Raw genomic sequence first — 19,252 nt, forward strand, 5'->3', positions numbered from 1 at the left:
GGGGTTCGCCGGATGAACGATTAAGCGCTTCGAATGATCGACAGCCCTTTCTTCGCCACCGTGGTAGGCGAGGGAAATGAATCGCTTTCTGCGTGCGATCAGCGCGGGTGTCGCCGCGACGACCGTACTGATGCTCGTGTTTCTGTTCAGTCAGGTACAGACGCGATCGCAACTGGGCGCGCCCGAGGCGATCGCCCGCTTCGTCGGGATGCCCGAACACCACATCATCGGCTTTGCGGTCTTCTGTGCGATCGGGATCCTCGTCTGGCCGGTCGTCTTCGTGTTCGTCCGGGAACGGGTCGCGGGTCGCGGGCCCCGCGATCCGACCGTCCAAGGTCTCCTGTTCGGCGTCATCCTCTGGGTCCTCTTTCTCGTCCTCGGGACGGGGCAACTGACGTGGCCGTTCGTCATTCTCTATCTCTTGTTCACCCTCATCGGCCACCTCGCCTACGGGTTCGTGTTGGGGTTCGTCTACGAGCGGTTGGTGTAGGCCCTTCGACAGTCAGGCTTTGGCTTCGTTTCGTTCCGCGTCGTCGTGGCTCTCGGTGGTCGACTGTGCCTGTTCGAGGCGGTTCTCGAACCACTCCCACTCCCTGGTGAACTGCCCGTATTCCTTGAGCCCCCAGACGTCGGCGTCCATGACGATCCGGCCCGAACGATAGGACTGGACCATGTTGTAGAGCCAGACGATCTGTCCGAGCGCGATCAACGCGGCCCCGATGGAAGCGGTCACCTGTAGCGGGACGAACTCGGCGGGGTAGGTCGCCGAACGCCGCGGCAGGCCGAGCATCCCAAGGAGGAGCATCCCGAACGACAGCAGGTTCACCCCGACGAACGAGAGCCAGAAATGGGCGGCCGCGAGCGGCCTGCTGTACATCCGGCGGCTCATCAGCGGGAACCAGTAGTAGACGGCCGCGAAGACGGCAAAGGGGATGGTCCCCGTGATGAAGAAATGGAAGTGACCCACGACGTAGTAGGTACCGTGATACAGCAGGTCGACGGGGATCGAGCCCAAAAACACGCCCGTTACGCCGCCGAAGATGAGCGTCGAGATCGCGCCGATACAGAACAACATCGGCGCTTCGAGCCGGATGTTTCCGGTCCACAGCGTCGTGACCCAGTTGAACACCTTCACCGCGGTCGGCACCGCGATCGCGATGGTGATCGCCATGAACGACGCGCGGATCTGGGGATTGATCCCCGTCGTGAACATGTGATGGGCCCACACGCCAAACGAGAGCACGCCGATCGCCATCGTCGAGTAGACGACGAACTGGTAGCCAAACAGTTTCCGTCCGGTAAATTTCGGGAGGACGAGACTGATCAACCCGAACGGCGGCAGGACGAGGATGTACACTTCGGGATGACCGAAGAACCAAAAGAGGTGCTGAAAGAGGATGTACCCCCCTTGTTCGACTGCGAAAAACGAGGTTCCGATGCTGCGGTCCAGGAGTAGCATGATCAGGGTCGCACCCAACAGTGGGAAGGCAAAGAGGATCAATCCGGCTTGGACGAGCAGCGTCCACGAAAAGATGTCGAGTCGCTCCCAGCCGACGTCGGGCGAGCGCTCGGCGAAGACGGTCGCGATGATGTTGATCGCTCCGAGGGTGGTCCCGATACCCGAGAGATGCAAGCCCAAAAGCGCCATGTCGATCTGTGGGTTCGCCGTCTGTACCGAGAGCGGCGGGTAGAACGTCCACGCCACGCTGACCGGCTCGAAGGCTGCAAACACCGTCGACAACGCCGGGCTGACCGCCCCGAGGAGCAACGCCATCGAGTCGCTGATGATCCCGAAACGGATCAGGACCGCGGCGGGGGGCAGCACCCAGAACGCGATGGCGTTGATCCGGGGAAACGCCATGTCGTCGGCCCCGATCAGGAGCGGGAGGAAGTAGTTCGCCAGGCCGAAGAGGATCGGCGTCGCGAACAGGAACAGCATCGTGATCGCGTGGGTGGTGAAGAGTTCGTTATACGTCTGGATGCCGAAGACCTCCGCGCTCGGCGTCAGCAGTTCGGTACGGGCCATCATCGCGTCGGACCCGCCCCAGAGGAACATGAACACCCCGAAGGTGAGATAGAGCACCCCGATGTCCTTGTGATCGACCGTCGTGAGCCAGCGGATCAGTCCAGTGGGTTTAGAGGTGACGAAGCCGTAGCCGGTCGCGATACCACCGTCGGTCCGTTCGTCCCTCGGAGGCGATTCACGTTCGGTTCGCTCACCGCCGTTGGAGGACATCTCCGACGTGGATCGCGAACCGTCGGTCCGCTCATTTCCGGAAGACCCGCCGTGCTCGTCTTTCGACGTTCGCCTCGCGTCGTTCGGCTCACCGCCGTCGGTCCGGATATCGGTATCGTTGTCGGTCGCGAACGCCCGGGCCGGGCGGGTCAATCGACCGTCGATCCACAGACAGAACACGAGAAGGACGACACCGAGCAGTGTCCCCCCAAGGATTTCGGCGTACATAGCTCAGATCCCCCGCTCCGTTTCGAGCGGTACCGGCGGCCACGATAGCGGTCGAGTCGTGCGATTTCGGAGGTCAGTTCCGGTACCCATTGACTTCTGAAAGTCGGGCTGGGAGCCACATCAACCTTTGCAGCCACCGTCGGGAAGCAACCAAACGGGTTTTAAGCCGCCATGTCCAACCGGTCGACAAGGCTATGGAGATCCCACGACGATTCAACACCTACTGTCCGTACTGTAACGAACACCACGAGCACGAACTCGAGAAGACGAGGACCGGCCGCCAGACCGGCATGAAGTGGATCGACCGCCAGCGCGAACGCCAGGTCGGCATCGGCAACGACGGCAAGTTCTCGAAGGTCCCCAGCGGGGGGAAACCGACGAGCAAGACCGACTTCAAGTACCGCTGTGGAGAGTGTGGCAAGGCCCACCTGCGCGAGGGATGGCGCGCCGGCCGCGTCGACTTCCAGGAGTAATCATGGCAGGCAACTTCTACTCCGTCGAGTGTCCGGACTGCGAGAACGAACAGATCGTCTTCGATAAGGCCTCCACCGAGGTCGCGTGTGCGGTCTGTGGGCACACGCTCGCCCGACCGACCGGCGGGAAGGCCGACATCGAGGGCGAGGTCATCGAGACCGTCGAGAACCGCTCGACGACGGATCTGGGTGACGCCGGCGAGACCGCCGAGGCACGATAATGAAGTACAGCGGCTGGCCCACCCCCGGCGAACTCGTCGTCGGCAAGATCGAGTCGATCGAGGACTTCGGCGTCTTCGTCGACCTCGAGGAGTACGAGGACAAACAGGGACTGATCCACATCTCTGAGGTCGCCTCGGGGTGGATCAAGAACGTCCGCGATCACGTCCGCGAGGGTCAGACCGCCGTCTGTAAGGTCCTCGACGTCGACAAGGGCTCCCAGCAGATCGACCTCTCGTACAAGGACGTCAACGAACACCAGCGAAAGGAGACCATCCAGCGCTGGAAGAACGACCAGAAGGCCGACAACTGGATGACCATCGCCTTCGGTGAGGACGTCGACGATTCGACGTACACCGAGGTCGCAAACGAACTCATCGAGGCCCACGGCAGCCTCTACGGCGGGTTCGAGCAGGCCGCGATCCACGGCGCCGAAGCGCTCACCGAGACCGACCTCGACGAGGAGCAAGTCGAGGCGATCGTCGAGACCGCCCGCGAGAACGTCTCGGTACCCTACGTCACCGTCACGGGCTACGTCGATCTGGTCTGTTCGACGGAGGCGGGCGTCGACGCCGTCAAGGAGGCGCTGCAAGCGGCGGAAGGAAACGGCGAGATCAGCAACGAGATCGACCTCGAGGTCACCTACGTCGGCGCGCCCGAGTACCGGATCCGAGTACAGGCGCCGAACTACAAGACCGCCGAGTCCGAACTCGAACGGAGCGCCGAGCGGGCAAGCGCGGCCATCGCCGAGGTCGGCGGCAGCGGGAGTTTCCACCGCGAGCGAAAGACCGACAACGAGTAGCGATGAGATCGGACATTCGGGTGTGTAGCGAGTGGCGAGCGAACCACGATCGCCCGGTGTACACCCTTTCTGCGAGCTGTCCCGACTGTGGAGCCGACGCGGTAAACAGCGCTCCCGCACCCTTCAGTCCCGAGGACCGCTATGGGGAGTACCGACGCGCACTTAAGCGCCGGGAGCGCGAATGAGGGTATGGACGACGTAGAGGTCGAGGTACTCGCAGAGCCCGAACTCGTCGACTCGGTGTTGATCGAGGGACTGCCGGGCGTCGGTCACGTCGGGACGCTCGTCGCCGAACACCTGATCGAGGAGGGGGAAAGCGAACTCCTCAGACGAATCTACTCCGAGCACCTCCCGCCGCAGGTCACCGTCTCCGAGTCCGGTCTCGCCGAACTCGTCTGTATCGAGTGCCACCACGTGGTCCTCGGGGACCGCGACCTGCTCGTTGTGACCGGCGATCAGCAGGCCGGGAGCGGCGTCGGTCACTACCGGATCGCCGAGGCCGTCCTCGACATCGCCGAGGAGGTCGGCGTCGAGAGCGTCCTCGCGCTGGGTGGGGTGCCGACGGGCGAACTCGTCGAAGACCACGCCGTCCTCGGGGCCGCCTCGAGCGAGTCGCTGATCGAAACGCTCGAATCCTCGGGTGTCGAGTTCCGCGAGAACGAACCCGAGGGCGGGATCGTCGGCATCAGCGGCCTGCTCGTTGGACTGGGCGGTCGGTCCGGACTGGACGCGGCCTGTCTGATGGGCGAGACCAGCGGCTACCTCGTCGATCCCAAGAGCGCACAGGCGGTACTCGGCGTGCTCGAAGACCTCCTCGAGTTCGAGGTCGACCTCACCGACCTCGAAGAGCGCGCCGACGAGATGGAGGACGTCGTCGAGCGGATGCAGGAGATCGAAAACCAGAACATGCCTACTGAAGACGACCTCCGATATATCGGCTAGGACCGCGAAACCGGGTGCAGGGCTCGTTCGTCACGTATCACGAAGTTTCTTTGTAGATCGCTCCCTACCGAGGGGTGTGCAGTCCGATCTCGTGTGGTTCCTCCCGTGGTGGCTCGTCATCGGGATACTCGTCGGACTCGTCGTCGGCGTTCTCGTCGCCGGGATCTTCGTCGCCGGCGCTCGACTGTTCCCCGACGAACCGCACGAACCGATGGCGGGCGGCGAGAACAGAAAGCGCGCGGAGATCCGGCGCTACCTCCGGGCCATCGACGAGGAGTTCATCGAGAACTACGTGATCGCCGGCGGCCCCGTCGAGTTCTACCTCCCCCCCCGTGACGTCGCGATCACCTTCGACGCCCGGGCATTCTTCCGGATCGAGGGGAGTTCTACCCACGGCGTGCTGGTCGAACACGAGATGCCGGGGATCCACCTCGGGCGGCGGCTCCCCTTCGAGACGCCCGACCTCACGGCCGATCCGGATGCCGACGGGGCCACGATGGCCGCCTTCGCGACCCTCGGCCTGCCGACCGACGCGAGCGAACGCGAGATCAAAGCCGCCTACCGACGGAAGGTGAAACACGTCCATCCCGACCACGGCGGGGATCGCGAGTCCTTTGAGCGGGTCCGATCGGCCTACACCACCGCGCGAACACACGCGGTCACGGACGACGATGAGGCCACAACCGTCGCGACCCCACCGTCCTCATGACCTGTGTGGGGTATCGATACGCTCATCCCTGCGGCGACGAATCCCCGGCCGTGTTCGAGGACTGCGTCTATCGGGACCGCGCGCTCTACGTGCCCGGCGAGCGGACGCTCGTGCTCGCGGACGTGCATCTCGGCCGGGATCGGGCCTCGAACGTCCAACTCCCGCTCGGCGAGCGCCGGGACCTCCTCTCCCGGCTCGAAGCGCTCCTCGAGCGCTTCGAACCGCGCGAGGTCGTCGTCGCGGGCGACCTGCTCCACAGTTTTGATCACCTCCCTCCGACGGTCGAGCGGAGCCTCGGAGCGTTCGAGCGGCTGATCGACGAGCGGGACGCCCGGCTCGTCGCCACGCGGGGCAACCACGATACGATGCTCGAGTCCGTTTTCGAGGCGGTCGTCCCCGAATGCGCGGTCGGTGACCTACTGGTCTGTCACGGTCACGAGCGTCCATCGCGGGCGGCGGGGTATCTCGTCGGCCACGTCCACCCGGCGATCGGGATCGAGGGGCGAAAGCACCCCTGCTATCTCCGCGGACCGGCGACCGGTGCGGGCGGCGAACTGCTCGTTCTGCCGGCGTTCACCCGTCTCGCCGGCGGGGTGGACGTCGCACGCGTCGGTTCCTTCCGGTCGCCGCTGCTCGGAAATCCCGACGCATACCGGCCGATCGTTAGCGACGACGAGGGCGACGAGACCCTCGAGTTTCCCCCTCTTGGCGAGTTCCGATCCCTCCTCTGAGGACCTCCGACCCGCGTGGGGGTCCCGATTCGCGGTCTCGTGGTTCGCTTCCGGAGGGTATCACGCGGCGTCCTCGAGGACGGCCTCGGCGGCGACTCGTCCGCTCTCCATCGCGCCCTGGATCGAGGACCACTGGGTGTAATCGCCCGCAAGGTAGACCGCCCCCTCCGGGTCGCGCACGTCGGGTAGATCGGTGTAAAAGCCCGGTGGCTGGGCGAACTGCGCGAAGGGGAGCCGGTCGGTGTGCAGAAGCGAGAGCGAGTTGACCGAGCGCTCGGGATACCACGAATCGAGCGTCTCGCGAGTGCGCTCGGCGAGGGTCGCGTCGTCCGCCTCGGGTTCGCCGAGAAACGTCGCGCTCAGAAGCGTCTCGCCCGCAGGCGCGTACTCGGGGGCGACGGCGGTGTGGGGGATGACCTGATTCGGCGCGTCGGCCTCGCCCGCGGCGTCGAGTATCAACCGCTTTCCAACGTCGAGATCGCCCGACAGCGTGTACCACTGGGTGACACAGCCGCGAGCCTCGGTCGGGATCGACGCGAGGTTCGTCAGTTCACGTGCGCGCTTCGGGTCGGTCGCGACGACGACCGCGTCCACCCCGAGCGACTCGCCACTCGCGGAGACGGTCGTCTCCTCGAGCGCATCGACCTCTCTGTCGGTCTCGATCCTCGCGCCCGCGGTTCGTGCGGCGTCGGCCAACTGCTCGGGGATCGCACCCATTCCGCGTGCGGGGACGGCGATCCGGCCCCGCGAGAGCATCGCGAAGGTGTACGCGAAGGTCGCCGCCGAACTCGACAGCGATCGATCCAGCGTGGTCCCGCCGTAGAAGGGTGCGGCGAAGTGCTCGATGAACTCCTCGGAGAAGCCGCGCTCGAGCAGCGCCGCGCGGATGGTCTGATCCCCGCCCGAAAAGAGCTCCTCGGGGTCGACCGACGAGAGCCGGCGGCGAAGCGCGAGCGTTCGGAGTTTGTCCCCGAGGGTAATCTCGTCGTTGAACGCGGATTCGACGAGCGATCGCGGATCGCGAAGCGGGTCCGAGAGGACCGAGCGCTTTCCGGGGCGGGCGAGACAGGCACCGGGAGTGAAATATCGGAGGTCGAGCGCGTCGTAGTCGAGTTCGCGCTTCGCGGCGGGATAGGCCGTAAAGAGCACCTGGAACCCCCGGTCGAACGTGAATCCGTTTTCGTGGATCGATCGGACTCGCCCGCCGACCTCGGGTTCGCGCTCGAACAGCGTTACGTCCGCCCCGTCGCTCGCGAGCCGGTGGGCACAGACCAGCCCGGCGAGCCCGCCGCCGACGACTACGACGTTCATATCGTCGCTTTCGGACGCGGACTACTAAGTCCCTGCTACCCCGCAGATCGCAGCGATACGGAAGCGACGACGGGGTAGCCGCCACATGGAACAGAGGAAGGTCTTAGTCCTCGGCGGGTAAGCCCACCGTATGGAGACGACAGCGGCCTTCGCCGGCCTCTCGTGTATCGACTGCGGCGAGCGCTTCGAGCCCGACCACCAGCGGTGTCCCGACTGCGGCGGGATCCTCGATCCGGCCTACGACTACGAGGCGATTTCGCTGAGCCGCGCGGAGCTAGAGGACCGGCCGTTCGATTCGATGTGGCGCTATGAGGAGCTGTTGCCGTTCCCCCGCGAGATGGCGATCACGATGGACGAGGGCGCGACGCCGCTGGTCGAGTGCGAGAAACTCGCCGCGGAGATGGGCGTCGGGCGCGTCCTGATCAAGGACGAGGGTCGAAACCCCACCGGGAGTTTCAAGGACCGCGGCCAGACGGTGGCGATGACCGCCGCCGCTCAATCGGGAGCGAGCGATATCGCGCTCGCCTCGGCTGGCAACGCCGGACAGGCCGCCGCGGCCTACGCCGGCCGAGCCGGGGTCGATTCGCACGTCTTTCTCCCCTCGCGGGCGGGCTTTACCAACAAGGCGATGGTGAACGTTCATGGCGGTGATATGACCGTCGTCGGCGGGCGGATCGGCGACGCGGGGGCGGCCTACGCCGACGCGATGGACGAGGAGGAGTGGTATTCCGTCGGGACGTTCGTCACGCCCTATCGCCACGAGGGCAAGAAGACGATGGCCTACGAGATGATCGAGCAACTGGGGTGGGAGGTGCCCGACGCCGTCGTCTACCCCACCGGTGGCGGTGTCGGCCTCGTCGGCATGCACAAGGCCGCAACGGAGCTTCGCGAGCTGGGACTGATCGAGGAGCTACCCGCGATGTACGCCGCCCAGTCGAGTGGTTGTGCCCCCATCGTCGAGGCGTTCGAGGATGGAAAGGAGCGCCACGACCCCGTGGAGTACCCCGATACGATCTGTGGCGGGATCGAGATCCCCGACCCCGGTGCGAGCCCGTGGATCCTCGACTGCCTGCGCGAATCGGGCGGCGGCGCTGTCGCGACGGACGACGAGGAGATCCTCGAGAGCGCGATCGCAGTCGCCAAGGGCGAGGGCATCGAAATGGGCGCGACCTGTGCGGCGGCCGCGAGCGGGGCGTGGGAACTCGCCGAACGGGGCGAGTTCGACTCCGACGCGACGGTCGTCCTGCTCAACACCGCGACGGCCAACAAGGACAGCGACGTGCTCCGAAGCCACTTGATGGGCAAGGGGATCTAATCCGCGATACGTCAACACGCCTCTGATTAGCGAGGACAGATATATACTTTAGACGGGGCTAACGCGATGTAGACGATGGCCGAAATCAGCGATCACTTCCACGAGGCGACCGACGGTTCCGGCCGGAGGCGACACCGTCCGACCGGGCTCGAAGCCGTCGTGGATGGAACCAGTCACATCGAGGGCGAGACGTGACTGGCTGGGTCGAGATCGCGGTGGTAGCGTTCGTCGCCCAATTGGCGGTGTTGCCGGGTGAGAAGGTGCAGTTCATCATCGCCGGCCTCTCGACACGATACAGCCCGTGGACCGTCGTGGGTGCCGCCAGTTTGGCGTTCGCCGGATGGACCGCCCTCGAAATCCTCTTCGGGAGAGCCCTCCAAACCGCACTCTCGCCGATGGTGCTCAGCCTGGTGACCGGTGGGCTGTTCTCGCTGTTCGCGGTGTTGCTCTACCGGTCGATCCCCTCGGCGGAGGACCCGGCCTCGATCGCCCAGCGGACCGATGGGGGGGTCGCGGGTATCACGCCGACCATCGACGCGCCGACGGTGTTCGGCTACGACCTCTCGGAGTCGTTCGGCGGGTTCGTTCCGATCTTCCTGTTGATGGCGACCGGCGAGTTCGGGGACAAGACCCAACTCGTGACGATCGGGCTTGCCGCCCAGTACGGCGCGACGTCGGCCATTTGGGTCGGCGAGATGCTCGCCATCGTTCCGGTGAGCCTCGCGAACGCCTTCTTCTTCCACAAGTTCTCCCACCGGGTCGACCTCCGGAAGGCCCACTTGTTCGGGGCGGCCCTGTTCGCGTTCTTCGCGGCGGATACGTTCCTCTCCGTGATCACGGGGGTCTCGATCTGGGAGGCGTTCATCGGGACCGTCTCGGGGATCGCCACGGGACTCGTCTGAGCGCCGCGCTCCCATCCGACGGCTTTTCCTCATCCCCCGTGAACTCGCGTCCATGGTCGGGATGGTCGGTGGCGGCCTCGTGGGCATCGTCCTCGGACTCTCGCTTGCGGCCCCGCCGGGCCCGATGAACGCGGTCATCGCCGAGGAGAGCACCGTTCGGGGATGGAGATCGGGCGTTCGCGCGGGTCTGGGTGCGATGAGCGCCGACGCCTGTTTCCTTCTCGTCGCGCTCGCGGGCGTCGCAACTGTGATACGGGACGCCCCGAGGCTGCGGATCGGGATGATGGCGCTGGGTGGGCTCCTGATGGTCTATTTCTCGATCGGTGCGGCCAGAAGCGCACGCGGGTCGTTCGTCGACCACGAGATCGGCGAATCGAAGGGGTTTCGAAAGACGTTCGCTCTCGCGCTGACCAACCCGTATCAGGTCCTGTGGTGGCTCACGGTCGGCGTGGCGTTGCTAGATCCCGGCACCATCACGGTCGCGGTTCCCGCCATTGGCGATGTGAGTATCCGGACCGGAAACGCCGCCATCGTCATCGGTTTTTTCGCCGGAATCGGGCTGTGGATCACGCTGTTTCCGCTCGCACTCTCCCGTGCCAGTCGACGGATCGACGGGTTCGCACCGCTGATCGCCGGGACGAGCGCGCTCGTTCTCGCCGGCTTCGGGCTCGTCTTCCTGTACCGCGCGATCGCGTTACTCTGAGTCCTCAGCGTCGGGTTCCATCTCCGGGACCTCCAGTTCGAGCCACTCGCGGAACCAGCGAACGCGCTTGAGCCGCTCGTGAGCGATGCTCTGACCGGTCGGGCTCTCGATCCGATCACACGCCTCCTGACCGCGCTCGTAGACGCGCTCGATCATCGTCGCGGCGTCCATGTGGGTCCGGGCCTCGTAGCCCATCCGAAGCAGCATCAACACAGTGCCGTTCGCGCCGACCTTATCGAGCAGGTCGGCTTCGATCAGGCACTGCCCTTCGAGCGAGAGCTCCCCCACCTCGCCCGAATGGGTGTGTCCCGTGATCGCCCGACAGACCCGTTCGATAAAGGAGTTCGGAAACGAGCCACGTGAGGTGAGGTACTCGCGGGCGACGCGAGCGCCCTCCTCCGCGTGGACGTCCTGTGCCGCGTCGAGTTTGGCGACGTCGTGAAAGAGCGCGGCCACCCGGACCACGTCGACCTCGGCACCCTCCTTTCGGGCGATCTCTTCTGCGATCGAGAGGACGTTGAGCGTGTGGTTGAACCGATACTCCGCAGAATGCCAGGGATACCAGCGCATCCGCCCGCCTTCGTCCTCGTTCTGGACGCTGGCGTCGAGATACTCGTAGACGAAGCGCTTCATCTCCTCGAATTCGGACTCCGAGACGGGCGTCTCCTTTATTTCAACGCCCATAAAACCACCTCGAAAGCGTCCGGTCGTCGTTCATTGTTGTCTACAGAAACGTGTGTTTTACTCTTTAGCGTTACGACGGACTCGCGATCCCTCGGGAGGCGTTCGATCCCCACCGATGACCGACAGGGGGGCTTATCTCGGGCGCACGAGTAGCAACGGTATGACCGATCAACGACACCTCGAAGAGTCGACGGGACGGGAGTTCGAGGCGCGTGTCGAGCGCGTCGTCGACGACGGACCCACGTCGAGAGTCGTCCTCGACCGCACGCTGTTCTATCCGGAAGGGGGCGGACAGCCCGCCGATCACGGCACTCTCACGGGAGAGGAGACCTGGACGGTCAGTGACGTCCAGAAGACCGACGAGATCTATCACACTGTCGAGGGCGACGGTCCGTCCGTCGGGGAGCGGGTCGTCGGCGAGATCGACTGGGAACGCCGACACGCACACATGCGCTATCACACCGCCCAGCATCTGCTGTCGGCGATCCTGTTCGCCGAGTACGATGCGCTCACGACCGGGAACCAGCTCCACGACGATCACGCACGCCTCGACTGTGGATACGACCGGTTCACACGGGAGGACCTCGACGACATCGAAGCCCGGATGAACGAACTGGTCGAAGACGCCCTCGACGTGCGGTGGTACACCCTCGGTCGCGAACGGGCCGAACGGGAACTCGATCCCGAGCGGACGCGGTTGGATCTACTGCCCGAGAGCATCACCGAGGTGCGGATCGTCGAGATCGGTGAGGCCCAACCCGACTCGGATGGGCGCGGGAAACCGGGCGATCCGCGGCCGGTCTACGACCGGGTCGCGTGTGCGGGAACACACGTCGAGAACACGGCGGAGGTCGGGCGCGTGGAGGTGACCGGTCGCGAGACGAGAGGTGCCGACGAGGAGCGGATCGAGTTCGTCCTCGAAGACGAATAGGTTATTTCGCTTCGACGCGGAGTTCGCCCGTGCGCGTAGAGAACTGCTTCATCGCCGCCGACGGCGTGGGCGAGCGAACGGAACGGAAACTCTGGACGGCCGGGATCACCGACTGGGACGCCTTCTCTCGGGCGGGCTCCGTTCCGGTCGGCGATTCGCGGGCGGCGTCGATCGAGTCGTTCATCGCGGAGGCGCGGGACGAACTCGACCGGCGAAACGCCGCCTTCTTCGCCGACCGGTTGCCCAGTTCGAGTCACTGGCGCTTTTACGAGAACTTCCGGTCGGACATCTGCTTTTTCGACATCGAGACGACCGGCCTCAGCGAGCATCGTGATCGGGTGACGACGGTAAGTTTCCATACGGGAGGCGAGACCGAAACGCTCGTCGCCGACGACGACCTCACCCGCGAGGCGGTCGCCTCGAAACTCGGGTCGGCCGACCTGCTCGTCTCCTTTAACGGCGCGCGCTTCGACGTCCCCTTCTTGGAGACCAGTTTCGACCTCTCGATCGACACCCCACACCTCGATCTCATGTACCCCTGTCGGCAGGCGGGGTTCACGGGCGGGCTGAAGGCCATCGAGCGCGAACTCGGGATCGGTCGGGAGGAAGACGGCGTCGACGGGCGCGAGGCCGTCCGGTTGTGGCACGCCTACGAGCGCGGCGACGAGGCGGCGCTCGACAGACTGATCAGGTACAACCGCGACGACACCCGGAACCTCGCGGTCCTTGGGGATCGGATCGCGACGCGACTCGACGGCGAGGTCTTCGGCTCGTTCCGCTAGAACTCCGTCATCCGGACCCGGGTTCCGTTTTCGGACCCCGCCAACGCGGTCGTGTCGTCGATCCGGGCGATCACGTTGACCGGCGAGGCCGCCCGCGGTTCGGCACAGCGACTGGTGGGCGTCGGCCCCCAGAACAGACAGATCGCGTTGCCCTGTGGCCAGTAGGCGACCGCGCCGGCGGGCACCTCCGTGCGTGCGTTCTCCGCTTCGACGGCCACCGCCGTCGGGAAGTACAGTTCGTCACCCCACCGATGACCCTCGCCCGCGAGCGGGAGCGCCGCCTCGATCGCGGCGCGCGTCCCCGGGCAGGTATCGGTCCAGTCGGCCCCACACTCGTGTTCGCCGATCTGAATGCGAATATCTGGCACACAGTACGTGTCCGCTTGGGTGACATAAGCGATGTCCCACGATCACGCCGGTTTTTGCCCTCCCGGACAGAGGGAGAGACATGGAGTTTCCGGACGCGAGAACGGTCGAGGGGACGCTCGACCCCGTCGATTTCCCCCGGTTTGCGACCGTCGAGTACGATCCGCCGACGCCCGAGATCGACGATGTCGAAGGTGGCGCCCGTCGATCGCTCGAGGAGTTACCCCTCGAATCGGTGGCGAACGGAGCGACGATCGCGGTCGGCGTCGGTTCCCGGGGGATCGACGACCTCGTTCCCGTCGCGCGATCGGTCGTCAGCGGACTCGAAGGACGGGGGTTCGACCCCGTGATCGTCCCGGCGATGGGCTCACACGGCGGGGCGACCGCGGAGGGGCAACGGGAGACGCTCGCGACGCTCGGGATCACCGAGGAGACGGTCGGTTGTCGAATCGACGCCAGAATGGACGTGGTGGAAGTCGGCGAAACCGACGGCGGCCCCGTCTACCTCTCGCGGGCCGCACACGAGGCCGACGCCGTCCTCGTCGTCAACCGGATCAAACCCCATACCAACTTCACCGGGGAGATAGAGAGCGGCCTCTCGAAGATGCTCGCGGTCGGCCTCGGGAAGCATCGCGGCGCGCGGGCGGTCCACCGCGACGCGCTCTCACGGGGCTACGTCCCCGCCATCACCGAGGCGCTCGACACGATCCGCGAGGAGATCCGCGTCCTCGGAGGTGTCGCTATCGTCGAGAACTTCGAGGACCGGACGGCGCATATCGAGGGGATCCCCGCTAAGGCACTCCCTAACAGGGAGGGAGAACTGCTCGAACGCGCCCGGGAGTACATGCCGACGCTGCCCTACGACGACCTCGACGTCCTCGTGGTCGACCGGATCGGCAAGGACATCTCGGGAACGGGGATGGACACCAACGTGATCGGCCGTTACGAGGTGCTTAACGCCGCGGATCCACCCCAACCCGACATCGACCGAATCGTCGTCCGCGGGTTGACCGAGGCGACCCACGGCAACGGACAGGGGATCGGGCTGGCCGACCTCACCACCACCTCGGTGGTCGAATCGCTCGATCTCGGGCAGATGTATACGAACGCGCTCACGAGCGGGTCCCTCTCGAAGGCCCGCCTCCCGGTCGCACTACCGACCGACGAACTCGCGTTCGTGGCGGCGCTGTCGTCGATCGGTGCGTACGATCCCGAGACCGTCAGGATAGCGTGGCTCCGTGACACCGGCCACCTCTCGTCGTTTAGGGTCTCGAAAACGCTCGTCGAAAACCCGGTCGAACACCTCTCGGTGACGGGCTACGAACGGCTTCGGTTCGAGAGCGGAGTCCCCCGGTTCGATCCGGTCGAGGAGTGACACTACTACTCATATATTAGACTAGTGACAATATCTCTGACATGACTCTGGTTCCACATGAACGGGAACCAGCGGTCCCTCACCAAGCGGGCGTTCCTCGCATCGGTCGGCGTGTCGTGTCTCGCCGGCTGTCTAGGCACCGCAGAGACCGAACCGAGCGTGAACGAAAGCACCGCGGAGAGGAACACGACCAACGGAAACACGACGGATCCGGAACAAGACGTCGAACCCGAACCGGAGCCCGAGGAACCGACCCTGTTCCTCGACGGCGATCCCCGTGAGGAGTTCTGGGACCGCGGCGAGAGCTGGCAGGACTGTGAGTCGCTCGACGCGTGGGAACTCCTCGACGGGTCGCTCGAGACGTCGACGAAACACGTCTATCGCGGCTCGCAGTCGGCCCACCTGACGAGCATGGGCGACGGACGGTCGGCAGTGCGGATCCCGCTCGACGGGTTCGACCTCACCGAGACCTCGTTCTCGCTCGCGATGTACATCGACACGCCCGGAAACCACTACTCGCCGTCGTTCGACGTCAACGCGCCCGAGTGCGATCGGGAGATCCACTTCCGGACCCGACACAAGATCGACGAACCGGACTGGATCCGCTACGACCTCGGTATCAGTCACACGTCCGGCCTCGAATCAACCGAGGAAGCATACATGACGGTCTCGTGGGATGGCAACGACGTCGACTGGTATCTCGACGACATTCGTGCGGTGCCCGTCACGGGGGAACCGCGCCTGTTCGTCCAGTTCGACGACTCGCTGCGATCGACGTACGATACCGCGTTTCCGATCATGCACCAGTACGACATCCCCGCAACCGTCTACACGGTCACGGGACGGATCGGCAACAGCGGAAGCCTCACGCTCGACCAGATGAAGGCGATGCAGGAGGCCGGCTGGGAGTTCGCGAGCCACACCCATCAGCGAACAGGCGAGCTCCCGCTCGACGAACAGCGGGCGGAGCTCGAGAATGCGAAACGGTGGCTGCTCGATCACGGGTTCGAAGAGTCGGCCTCGATGCTCGCCTACCCCTTCGGATCGTTCACCACCGACACGATGGACATCGCCGCCGACTACTACGACTTCGCGACCCACGGTCAGCGCGGGTCGATGAACCGCACGATCAGCTCCCCGCTGTCGGTCAACCGACACCCGGGCGACGATCCCGGTCGCTCAATGGAACTGATCGACATCCTCCTCGACGAGCGACTGCCGACGGACACGCTCGTTCTCTACTACCACGACGTGATCGAGAACCACGAGACGTACATCGACCCCGACGGCTTCCGCGAAACGATGGCCTACATCGACGAACGCGACGTGAACTGCCTCCCGACCAGCGAACTCCGCGACCAGCAGTTCGACTGATCTTCCGATACCGCTGTTTGGAAGCCGTGATCTTATATCGTCATAAAAACAGTGTTTTTAGTGCAGCTTCGGGTTCGATCGCCGTGGTCGCGGGCTGTACCGATCTTGACGGAGCCCCGAACGGTTCCGTGGTCGAAGCTACAAAAACCGGTTCGAGACCGATAGCTGGAGCACGCCGTCGTCGGTCGAATCGACGAGATCGATCGTGACGGGGATGTGATCGGGTCCCGAGCGAGCGAGTCCCAACACCGAGCGGATCTCGTCCGCGATCGAGGGGTTCGGGTGTATCATCGCCGTCCCGTCCTCGACGGTACTTACGACCCCGATCTCGAGGCCAGTAGCGTCGAGGACCGGTGTTCCGACCTCGGAATCGGTGATCTCGGACGACATTCAACGAGGGGTTCGAGTACCGTCGATTATAATCTTGCGGAAGACGCCCAATCAGACGACGGGATACCGACCGGTCTCGAACGTACTGTTTCCCCTGAAAACACGGGCCATGCGTGGCTAAGGGGTGTTTTAGTGGATAGTCCCGGGCGGATTCGAACCGCCGTCAATGGCTCCAAAGGCCATTATGATTGGCCGCTACACCACGGGACTTCACTCACTTCGTTCGTTTAGTCCCACGTGCATCGTGACCCCATTCGAATCACTCGGCACTACGGGACTCCTCATCGTACCTATCCCCGGCGATCACTTGAACGCTTCGAGAGTCAGTTCGCCGGGTTCTCGATACAAAAGTCGAGGTGTTCACAGGCATCGCTTTCGGGATCGAAACACTCCGGGCAGTCCGAGCGACGGTCGATGATCGTGTCCAGTCGGTCGGCGACCGTCTCGTCGATGACGCTCTCGAGTTCACGGGCCTCCGCTTGAAACTCCTCGACTTCGAGGACGTTCGCGAGGAAACGCTCGATGATACAGTACGTCTGGAGGGCCTCGCGTGCGCGAACGATCCCTTCGTCGGTCAACGACGCGCCCTTGTACTTCTCGTGGTCGACCAGCCCTCGATCGGCGAGCTTTCCGACCATCTCGTTGACGCTCGCGGGGCTGACCTCGAGGCGATCGGCGAGCGTACCGGTCGCCGCCGGGCCGTTCTCCGCACGCTGGACGACGTAGATCGCTTTGAGGTACTGATCGGCCGTGTTCATGTGCGCCACCTCCGGCGGCGAGCGTGAGCCAGACAGGTCTTCGATCCGTCTCGATTCACAGCGACCACCCCGTGTGGTCGCTGTGAGCAACGAACAGTGCTCCAGTGAGTGAGTTCATTCGCGTTCCTCCATGATCTCGGTGACCTCCCGGACGCCCTCTTCTTCCTCTGTGCGAATCCCTCGAAGCGTTTCCAAGAGACTGTCACGGTCGATACCGAACTCCGCGTCGCTCCCCTCGATCGCCCCGATGAGATCGTCGTAGAACTTGTAGGCGGTCTCCTCGCTGTGGAGTTGATCGTAGAGGATCCCGTCGAAGTCCTCGGGTTTGGTCTGACCGTACTGGCCGTCGACGAGCGCCTCGATCTCCTCGAAGGCGACGCTCTCGGCCTCGAGGTCGTCGATCAACTCTTCGAGACGCTGTCGGTGTTCGGCCGACTCCTCGGCGGCGTGTTCGAGCAGGTGCTCGATGTCGTCGTCGAGTTCGGTCTGTTCCTCCGCGGAGAGCGACTGGTGGTGATGATAGGCGCGGGCCTCGACGACCTCCTCTAAGACGATCCCGATCTGGAGCAGCCGTGCGAGCTGGCGGTCGGAGCCGACCCGGGTCGCGAGGCTCATCGACACCCCCGAATCGGTTCGAAAGCGATACGGCCGGCGTGCATACCCCCTATCGGAGCCGCTCTTTGATACGTCCTTCGAGGTCCTCGCGAAGCTCGTCGACCTCGATCTCGTCGAGAACGGGAACGAAGAAGCCCTCGACGAGCATGTTCTTCGCGGACTGGGGATCGACACCGCGCGAAATCATGTAGAACAGGTCCTCCTTGTCGACCTGTCCCACCGTGGCCGAGTGGCTCGCTTCGGTGTCGTGGTTGTTGATGATGAGCTTCGGGCTGGCGTCGGCCTCGCTCTCGTCGCTCAGCATGAGGGTGTTCTCACGCTGGTAGGAGTTGGTGTCCCACGCCTCGCTGCCGACGTCCTGAACGCCCTCGTAGACCGAGCGCGATCGGTCGTCGAGCACGCCACGAGTCACCAGATCGGCGGTCGTGTGCTGGTTGCGGTGCCAGACTCGCGAGTTGACGTCGAAGTGCTGGTCGTCGTGACCGAAGAAGGCCCCGACGATCTTCGTCTCCGATCCCTCGCCCGCCAGCGTGGTTTCGACGCCCGACTTCGTCAGCCGCGAGCCGAGGTTGCCCTCGATCCAGTTGATCGTCGAGTACTGGTCGGTGACCCCGTGCTTCAGCGTGTAGTTGTAGGTATCCTCGTCGAGGTCCTGCAGGCTGCCGTACTGGACGTGGCTGTTTTCTCCTGCGCTGATCTCGACGATGCCGCTGTAGTAGCGACCCTCCTCGCTGTCGACCGACTCGCCGGTCGACTGGCGTTCGAGGATCGTCACCGAACTCGACTGCTCGGTGACGACCAGCGTGTAGTTGAACAGCGACCGGGAGTTCATCGTCGTCCGGATCGTCACGTCCTCGGCGTCGACGTTCCGCGGGACGTAGACGACGGTTCCGGTGGTGAAGAGCGCCGTCGACAGCGCCGTCAGGTAGTTCTCCTGAGGGTCGATGATCGATCCGAAGTGCTCGCGGACGAGCTCCTCGTGCTCGCGTGCGGCCTCCGCGAACGGCAGCACCTCGACGTCCTCGGGGCCGACCTGGTCCTTCTCCTCGGCCGCGTCGAGGGGATCGACCAGCGCCTCGAAGTCGAGGTCCTCGAGGTTCGTCCACCGCCGCCCCGGCGTCTGGATGACGCTGGGGAGCTCAAGCGAGTCGAGCGCCTCCAGGGCCTCCAGTCGGGTCTCGAGAAGCCACTCGGGCTCATTGAGCTCCTCGGAGATCTTTCGCACTGTGTCCTCCGAGATGTCCGCCTGCTGGATCTCGGCGCTCATCCGAGCGAGCCCTCCATTTCGAGTTCGATGAGCCGGTTGAGCTCGACAGCGTACTCGATGGGCAGTTCCTCGGTGATCGGCTCGATGAACCCGCTCACGATCATCTGTTTGGCGTCGTCATCATCGAGACCACGGGATT

At 64.6% G+C, this 19,252-nt stretch carries 23 protein-coding genes and 1 tRNA gene; 15 read left to right on the forward strand and 9 right to left on the reverse strand.

The features are described from left to right. Nucleotides 1–76: 76 nt before the first annotated feature. The gene (locus HAPAU_RS12525) at nucleotides 77–490 is read left to right on the forward strand and encodes a DUF6789 family protein (RefSeq protein WP_066383102.1); all 414 of its coding nucleotides are present in this window, start codon (nucleotides 77–79) and stop codon (nucleotides 488–490) included. Between the two features lie 12 nt (nucleotides 491–502). Here HAPAU_RS12525 and HAPAU_RS12530 read toward each other — a convergent pair whose 3' ends face one another. Next, the gene (locus tag HAPAU_RS12530; RefSeq protein WP_066383103.1) at nucleotides 503–2,464 is read right to left on the reverse strand and encodes a cbb3-type cytochrome c oxidase subunit I; all 1,962 of its coding nucleotides are present in this window, start codon (nucleotides 2,462–2,464) and stop codon (nucleotides 503–505) included. A gap of 194 nt (nucleotides 2,465–2,658) precedes the next feature. Here HAPAU_RS12530 and HAPAU_RS12535 point away from each other — a divergent pair, with 194 nt between their 5' ends. The 7 genes from HAPAU_RS12535 to HAPAU_RS12560 all read left to right on the forward strand — a co-directional run bounded on the left by HAPAU_RS12535 (nucleotide 2,659) and on the right by HAPAU_RS12560 (nucleotide 6,340). After that, nucleotides 2,659–2,937 carry a 50S ribosomal protein L44e gene (locus HAPAU_RS12535; protein WP_066383106.1) on the forward strand — a complete coding sequence of 93 codons (279 nt, stop codon included), beginning with the start codon at nucleotides 2,659–2,661 and terminating at the stop codon, nucleotides 2,935–2,937. Between the two features lie 2 nt (nucleotides 2,938–2,939). Next, nucleotides 2,940–3,158, forward strand: coding sequence for a 30S ribosomal protein S27e (locus tag HAPAU_RS12540; protein ID WP_066383110.1), 219 nt, complete (start codon nucleotides 2,940–2,942; stop codon nucleotides 3,156–3,158). Then, complete coding sequence (locus HAPAU_RS12545; RefSeq protein WP_066383113.1) at nucleotides 3,158–3,958, forward strand: translation initiation factor IF-2 subunit alpha; 801 nt, start codon at nucleotides 3,158–3,160, stop codon at nucleotides 3,956–3,958. Before HAPAU_RS12540 ends, HAPAU_RS12545 begins: the two co-directional genes overlap by 1 nt. A gap of 2 nt (nucleotides 3,959–3,960) precedes the next feature. Next, nucleotides 3,961–4,143, forward strand: coding sequence for an RNA-protein complex protein Nop10 (locus tag HAPAU_RS19720; protein WP_084383712.1), 183 nt, complete (start codon nucleotides 3,961–3,963; stop codon nucleotides 4,141–4,143). Between the two features lie 4 nt (nucleotides 4,144–4,147). Further along, the gene (locus tag HAPAU_RS12550; protein WP_066383118.1) at nucleotides 4,148–4,900 is read left to right on the forward strand and encodes a proteasome assembly chaperone family protein; all 753 of its coding nucleotides are present in this window, start codon (nucleotides 4,148–4,150) and stop codon (nucleotides 4,898–4,900) included. A 76-nt stretch (nucleotides 4,901–4,976) separates the two neighbouring features. Then, nucleotides 4,977–5,609: a J domain-containing protein gene (locus HAPAU_RS12555; protein WP_066383119.1), complete on the forward strand. Its 633-nt coding sequence runs from the start codon at nucleotides 4,977–4,979 to the stop codon at nucleotides 5,607–5,609. 50 nt (nucleotides 5,610–5,659) lie between these two features. Further along, nucleotides 5,660–6,340, forward strand: a complete 681-nt coding sequence (locus tag HAPAU_RS12560; RefSeq protein WP_066383274.1) for a metallophosphoesterase — start codon at nucleotides 5,660–5,662, stop codon at nucleotides 6,338–6,340. Between the two features lie 60 nt (nucleotides 6,341–6,400). Here the strand turns inward: HAPAU_RS12560 and HAPAU_RS12565 are convergent, their stop codons facing one another. Further along, complete coding sequence (locus tag HAPAU_RS12565; protein WP_066383121.1) at nucleotides 6,401–7,651, reverse strand: NAD(P)/FAD-dependent oxidoreductase; 1,251 nt, start codon at nucleotides 7,649–7,651, stop codon at nucleotides 6,401–6,403. Nucleotides 7,652–7,781: 130 nt separating this feature from the next. Here HAPAU_RS12565 and HAPAU_RS12570 point away from each other — a divergent pair, with 130 nt between their 5' ends. The 3 genes from HAPAU_RS12570 to HAPAU_RS12580 all read left to right on the forward strand — a co-directional run bounded on the left by HAPAU_RS12570 (nucleotide 7,782) and on the right by HAPAU_RS12580 (nucleotide 10,571). Further along, nucleotides 7,782–8,966, forward strand: a complete 1,185-nt coding sequence (locus HAPAU_RS12570) for a threonine synthase (RefSeq protein WP_066383122.1) — start codon at nucleotides 7,782–7,784, stop codon at nucleotides 8,964–8,966. 191 nt (nucleotides 8,967–9,157) lie between these two features. Next, nucleotides 9,158–9,868, forward strand: a complete 711-nt coding sequence (locus tag HAPAU_RS12575) for a TMEM165/GDT1 family protein (protein ID WP_066383123.1) — start codon at nucleotides 9,158–9,160, stop codon at nucleotides 9,866–9,868. Nucleotides 9,869–9,920: 52 nt separating this feature from the next. Further along, nucleotides 9,921–10,571 (forward strand): LysE family translocator, encoded by a 651-nt coding sequence (locus tag HAPAU_RS12580; RefSeq protein ID WP_066383124.1) that lies wholly within the window; start codon nucleotides 9,921–9,923, stop codon nucleotides 10,569–10,571. Here the strand turns inward: HAPAU_RS12580 and HAPAU_RS12585 are convergent. Beyond that, nucleotides 10,563–11,255, reverse strand: coding sequence for an HD domain-containing protein (locus HAPAU_RS12585; protein WP_066383126.1), 693 nt, complete (start codon nucleotides 11,253–11,255; stop codon nucleotides 10,563–10,565). The genes HAPAU_RS12580 and HAPAU_RS12585 overlap by 9 nt on opposite strands. A gap of 160 nt (nucleotides 11,256–11,415) precedes the next feature. On the opposite strand from HAPAU_RS12585, the gene HAPAU_RS12590 reads away from it, so the two are divergent. Together HAPAU_RS12590 and HAPAU_RS12595 are read left to right on the forward strand one after the other, a co-directional pair. Beyond that, the gene (locus tag HAPAU_RS12590; RefSeq protein WP_066383127.1) at nucleotides 11,416–12,186 is read left to right on the forward strand and encodes an alanyl-tRNA editing protein; all 771 of its coding nucleotides are present in this window, start codon (nucleotides 11,416–11,418) and stop codon (nucleotides 12,184–12,186) included. 29 nt (nucleotides 12,187–12,215) lie between these two features. After that, nucleotides 12,216–12,968, forward strand: a complete 753-nt coding sequence (locus HAPAU_RS12595; RefSeq protein WP_066383131.1) for a ribonuclease H-like domain-containing protein — start codon at nucleotides 12,216–12,218, stop codon at nucleotides 12,966–12,968. Here HAPAU_RS12595 and HAPAU_RS12600 read toward each other — a convergent pair. After that, nucleotides 12,965–13,336, reverse strand: coding sequence for a cyclophilin-like family protein (locus HAPAU_RS12600; RefSeq protein WP_066383133.1), 372 nt, complete (start codon nucleotides 13,334–13,336; stop codon nucleotides 12,965–12,967). The genes HAPAU_RS12595 and HAPAU_RS12600 overlap by 4 nt on opposite strands. 80 nt (nucleotides 13,337–13,416) lie before the next feature. Here HAPAU_RS12600 and HAPAU_RS12605 point away from each other — a divergent pair, with 80 nt between their 5' ends. Together HAPAU_RS12605 and HAPAU_RS12610 are read left to right on the forward strand one after the other, a co-directional pair. Further along, nucleotides 13,417–14,709, forward strand: coding sequence for a lactate racemase domain-containing protein (locus tag HAPAU_RS12605; protein WP_066383134.1), 1,293 nt, complete (start codon nucleotides 13,417–13,419; stop codon nucleotides 14,707–14,709). 57 nt (nucleotides 14,710–14,766) lie between these two features. Continuing rightward, entirely contained in the window at nucleotides 14,767–16,083 is a 1,317-nt protein-coding gene (locus HAPAU_RS12610; protein ID WP_066383137.1) for a polysaccharide deacetylase family protein, read from the forward strand. 138 nt (nucleotides 16,084–16,221) lie between these two features. On the opposite strand, the gene HAPAU_RS12615 is transcribed toward HAPAU_RS12610, so the two are convergent. The 5 genes from HAPAU_RS12615 to sufD form a co-directional block, all read right to left on the reverse strand. Next, complete coding sequence (locus tag HAPAU_RS12615; protein ID WP_066383141.1) at nucleotides 16,222–16,473, reverse strand: hypothetical protein; 252 nt, start codon at nucleotides 16,471–16,473, stop codon at nucleotides 16,222–16,224. Between the two features lie 137 nt (nucleotides 16,474–16,610). After that, nucleotides 16,611–16,683: transfer RNA gene (locus tag HAPAU_RS12620), tRNA-Gln, on the reverse strand. A 113-nt stretch (nucleotides 16,684–16,796) separates the two neighbouring features. Further along, nucleotides 16,797–17,231, reverse strand: coding sequence for a metal-dependent transcriptional regulator (locus HAPAU_RS12625; RefSeq protein ID WP_066383275.1), 435 nt, complete (start codon nucleotides 17,229–17,231; stop codon nucleotides 16,797–16,799). Nucleotides 17,232–17,345: 114 nt separating this feature from the next. Beyond that, nucleotides 17,346–17,846 carry a rubrerythrin gene (locus HAPAU_RS12630; RefSeq protein WP_066383143.1) on the reverse strand — a complete coding sequence of 167 codons (501 nt, stop codon included), beginning with the start codon at nucleotides 17,844–17,846 and terminating at the stop codon, nucleotides 17,346–17,348. A 49-nt stretch (nucleotides 17,847–17,895) separates the two neighbouring features. Then, on the reverse strand, nucleotides 17,896–19,113 hold the full coding sequence (gene sufD / locus HAPAU_RS12635; RefSeq protein ID WP_066383145.1) for a Fe-S cluster assembly protein SufD: 1,218 nt from the start codon (nucleotides 19,111–19,113) through the stop codon (nucleotides 17,896–17,898). Nucleotides 19,114–19,252 lie beyond the last annotated feature (139 nt).

The sequence above is a fragment of the Halalkalicoccus paucihalophilus genome, from assembly GCF_001593955.1.
Lineage (GTDB): Archaea > Halobacteriota > Halobacteria > Halobacteriales > Halalkalicoccaceae > Halalkalicoccus > Halalkalicoccus paucihalophilus.

Bases quoted from the DNA above. Each gene is read 5' to 3' on its own strand.
- HAPAU_RS12570 (WP_066383122.1), top strand. From the start codon at position 7,782: ATGGAGACGACAGCGGCCTTCGCCGGCCTCTCGTGTATCGACTGCGGC.
- HAPAU_RS12565 (WP_066383121.1), bottom strand. From the start codon at position 7,651: ATGAACGTCGTAGTCGTCGGCGGCGGGCTCGCCGGGCTGGTCTGTGCC.
- HAPAU_RS12630 (WP_066383143.1), bottom strand. From the start codon at position 17,846: ATGAGCCTCGCGACCCGGGTCGGCTCCGACCGCCAGCTCGCACGGCTG.
- HAPAU_RS19720 (WP_084383712.1), top strand. From the start codon at position 3,961: ATGAGATCGGACATTCGGGTGTGTAGCGAGTGGCGAGCGAACCACGAT.
- HAPAU_RS12605 (WP_066383134.1), top strand. From the start codon at position 13,417: ATGGAGTTTCCGGACGCGAGAACGGTCGAGGGGACGCTCGACCCCGTC.
- HAPAU_RS12525 (WP_066383102.1), top strand. From the start codon at position 77: ATGAATCGCTTTCTGCGTGCGATCAGCGCGGGTGTCGCCGCGACGACC.
- HAPAU_RS12610 (WP_066383137.1), top strand. From the start codon at position 14,767: ATGAACGGGAACCAGCGGTCCCTCACCAAGCGGGCGTTCCTCGCATCG.
- HAPAU_RS12535 (WP_066383106.1), top strand. From the start codon at position 2,659: ATGGAGATCCCACGACGATTCAACACCTACTGTCCGTACTGTAACGAA.
- HAPAU_RS12545 (WP_066383113.1), top strand. From the start codon at position 3,158: ATGAAGTACAGCGGCTGGCCCACCCCCGGCGAACTCGTCGTCGGCAAG.
- HAPAU_RS12590 (WP_066383127.1), top strand. From the start codon at position 11,416: ATGACCGATCAACGACACCTCGAAGAGTCGACGGGACGGGAGTTCGAG.
- HAPAU_RS12615 (WP_066383141.1), bottom strand. From the start codon at position 16,473: ATGTCGTCCGAGATCACCGATTCCGAGGTCGGAACACCGGTCCTCGAC.
- HAPAU_RS12540 (WP_066383110.1), top strand. From the start codon at position 2,940: ATGGCAGGCAACTTCTACTCCGTCGAGTGTCCGGACTGCGAGAACGAA.
- HAPAU_RS12585 (WP_066383126.1), bottom strand. From the start codon at position 11,255: ATGGGCGTTGAAATAAAGGAGACGCCCGTCTCGGAGTCCGAATTCGAG.
- HAPAU_RS12580 (WP_066383124.1), top strand. From the start codon at position 9,921: ATGGTCGGGATGGTCGGTGGCGGCCTCGTGGGCATCGTCCTCGGACTC.
- HAPAU_RS12550 (WP_066383118.1), top strand. From the start codon at position 4,148: ATGGACGACGTAGAGGTCGAGGTACTCGCAGAGCCCGAACTCGTCGAC.
- HAPAU_RS12530 (WP_066383103.1), bottom strand. From the start codon at position 2,464: ATGTACGCCGAAATCCTTGGGGGGACACTGCTCGGTGTCGTCCTTCTC.
- HAPAU_RS12625 (WP_066383275.1), bottom strand. From the start codon at position 17,231: ATGAACACGGCCGATCAGTACCTCAAAGCGATCTACGTCGTCCAGCGT.
- sufD (WP_066383145.1), bottom strand. From the start codon at position 19,113: ATGAGCGCCGAGATCCAGCAGGCGGACATCTCGGAGGACACAGTGCGA.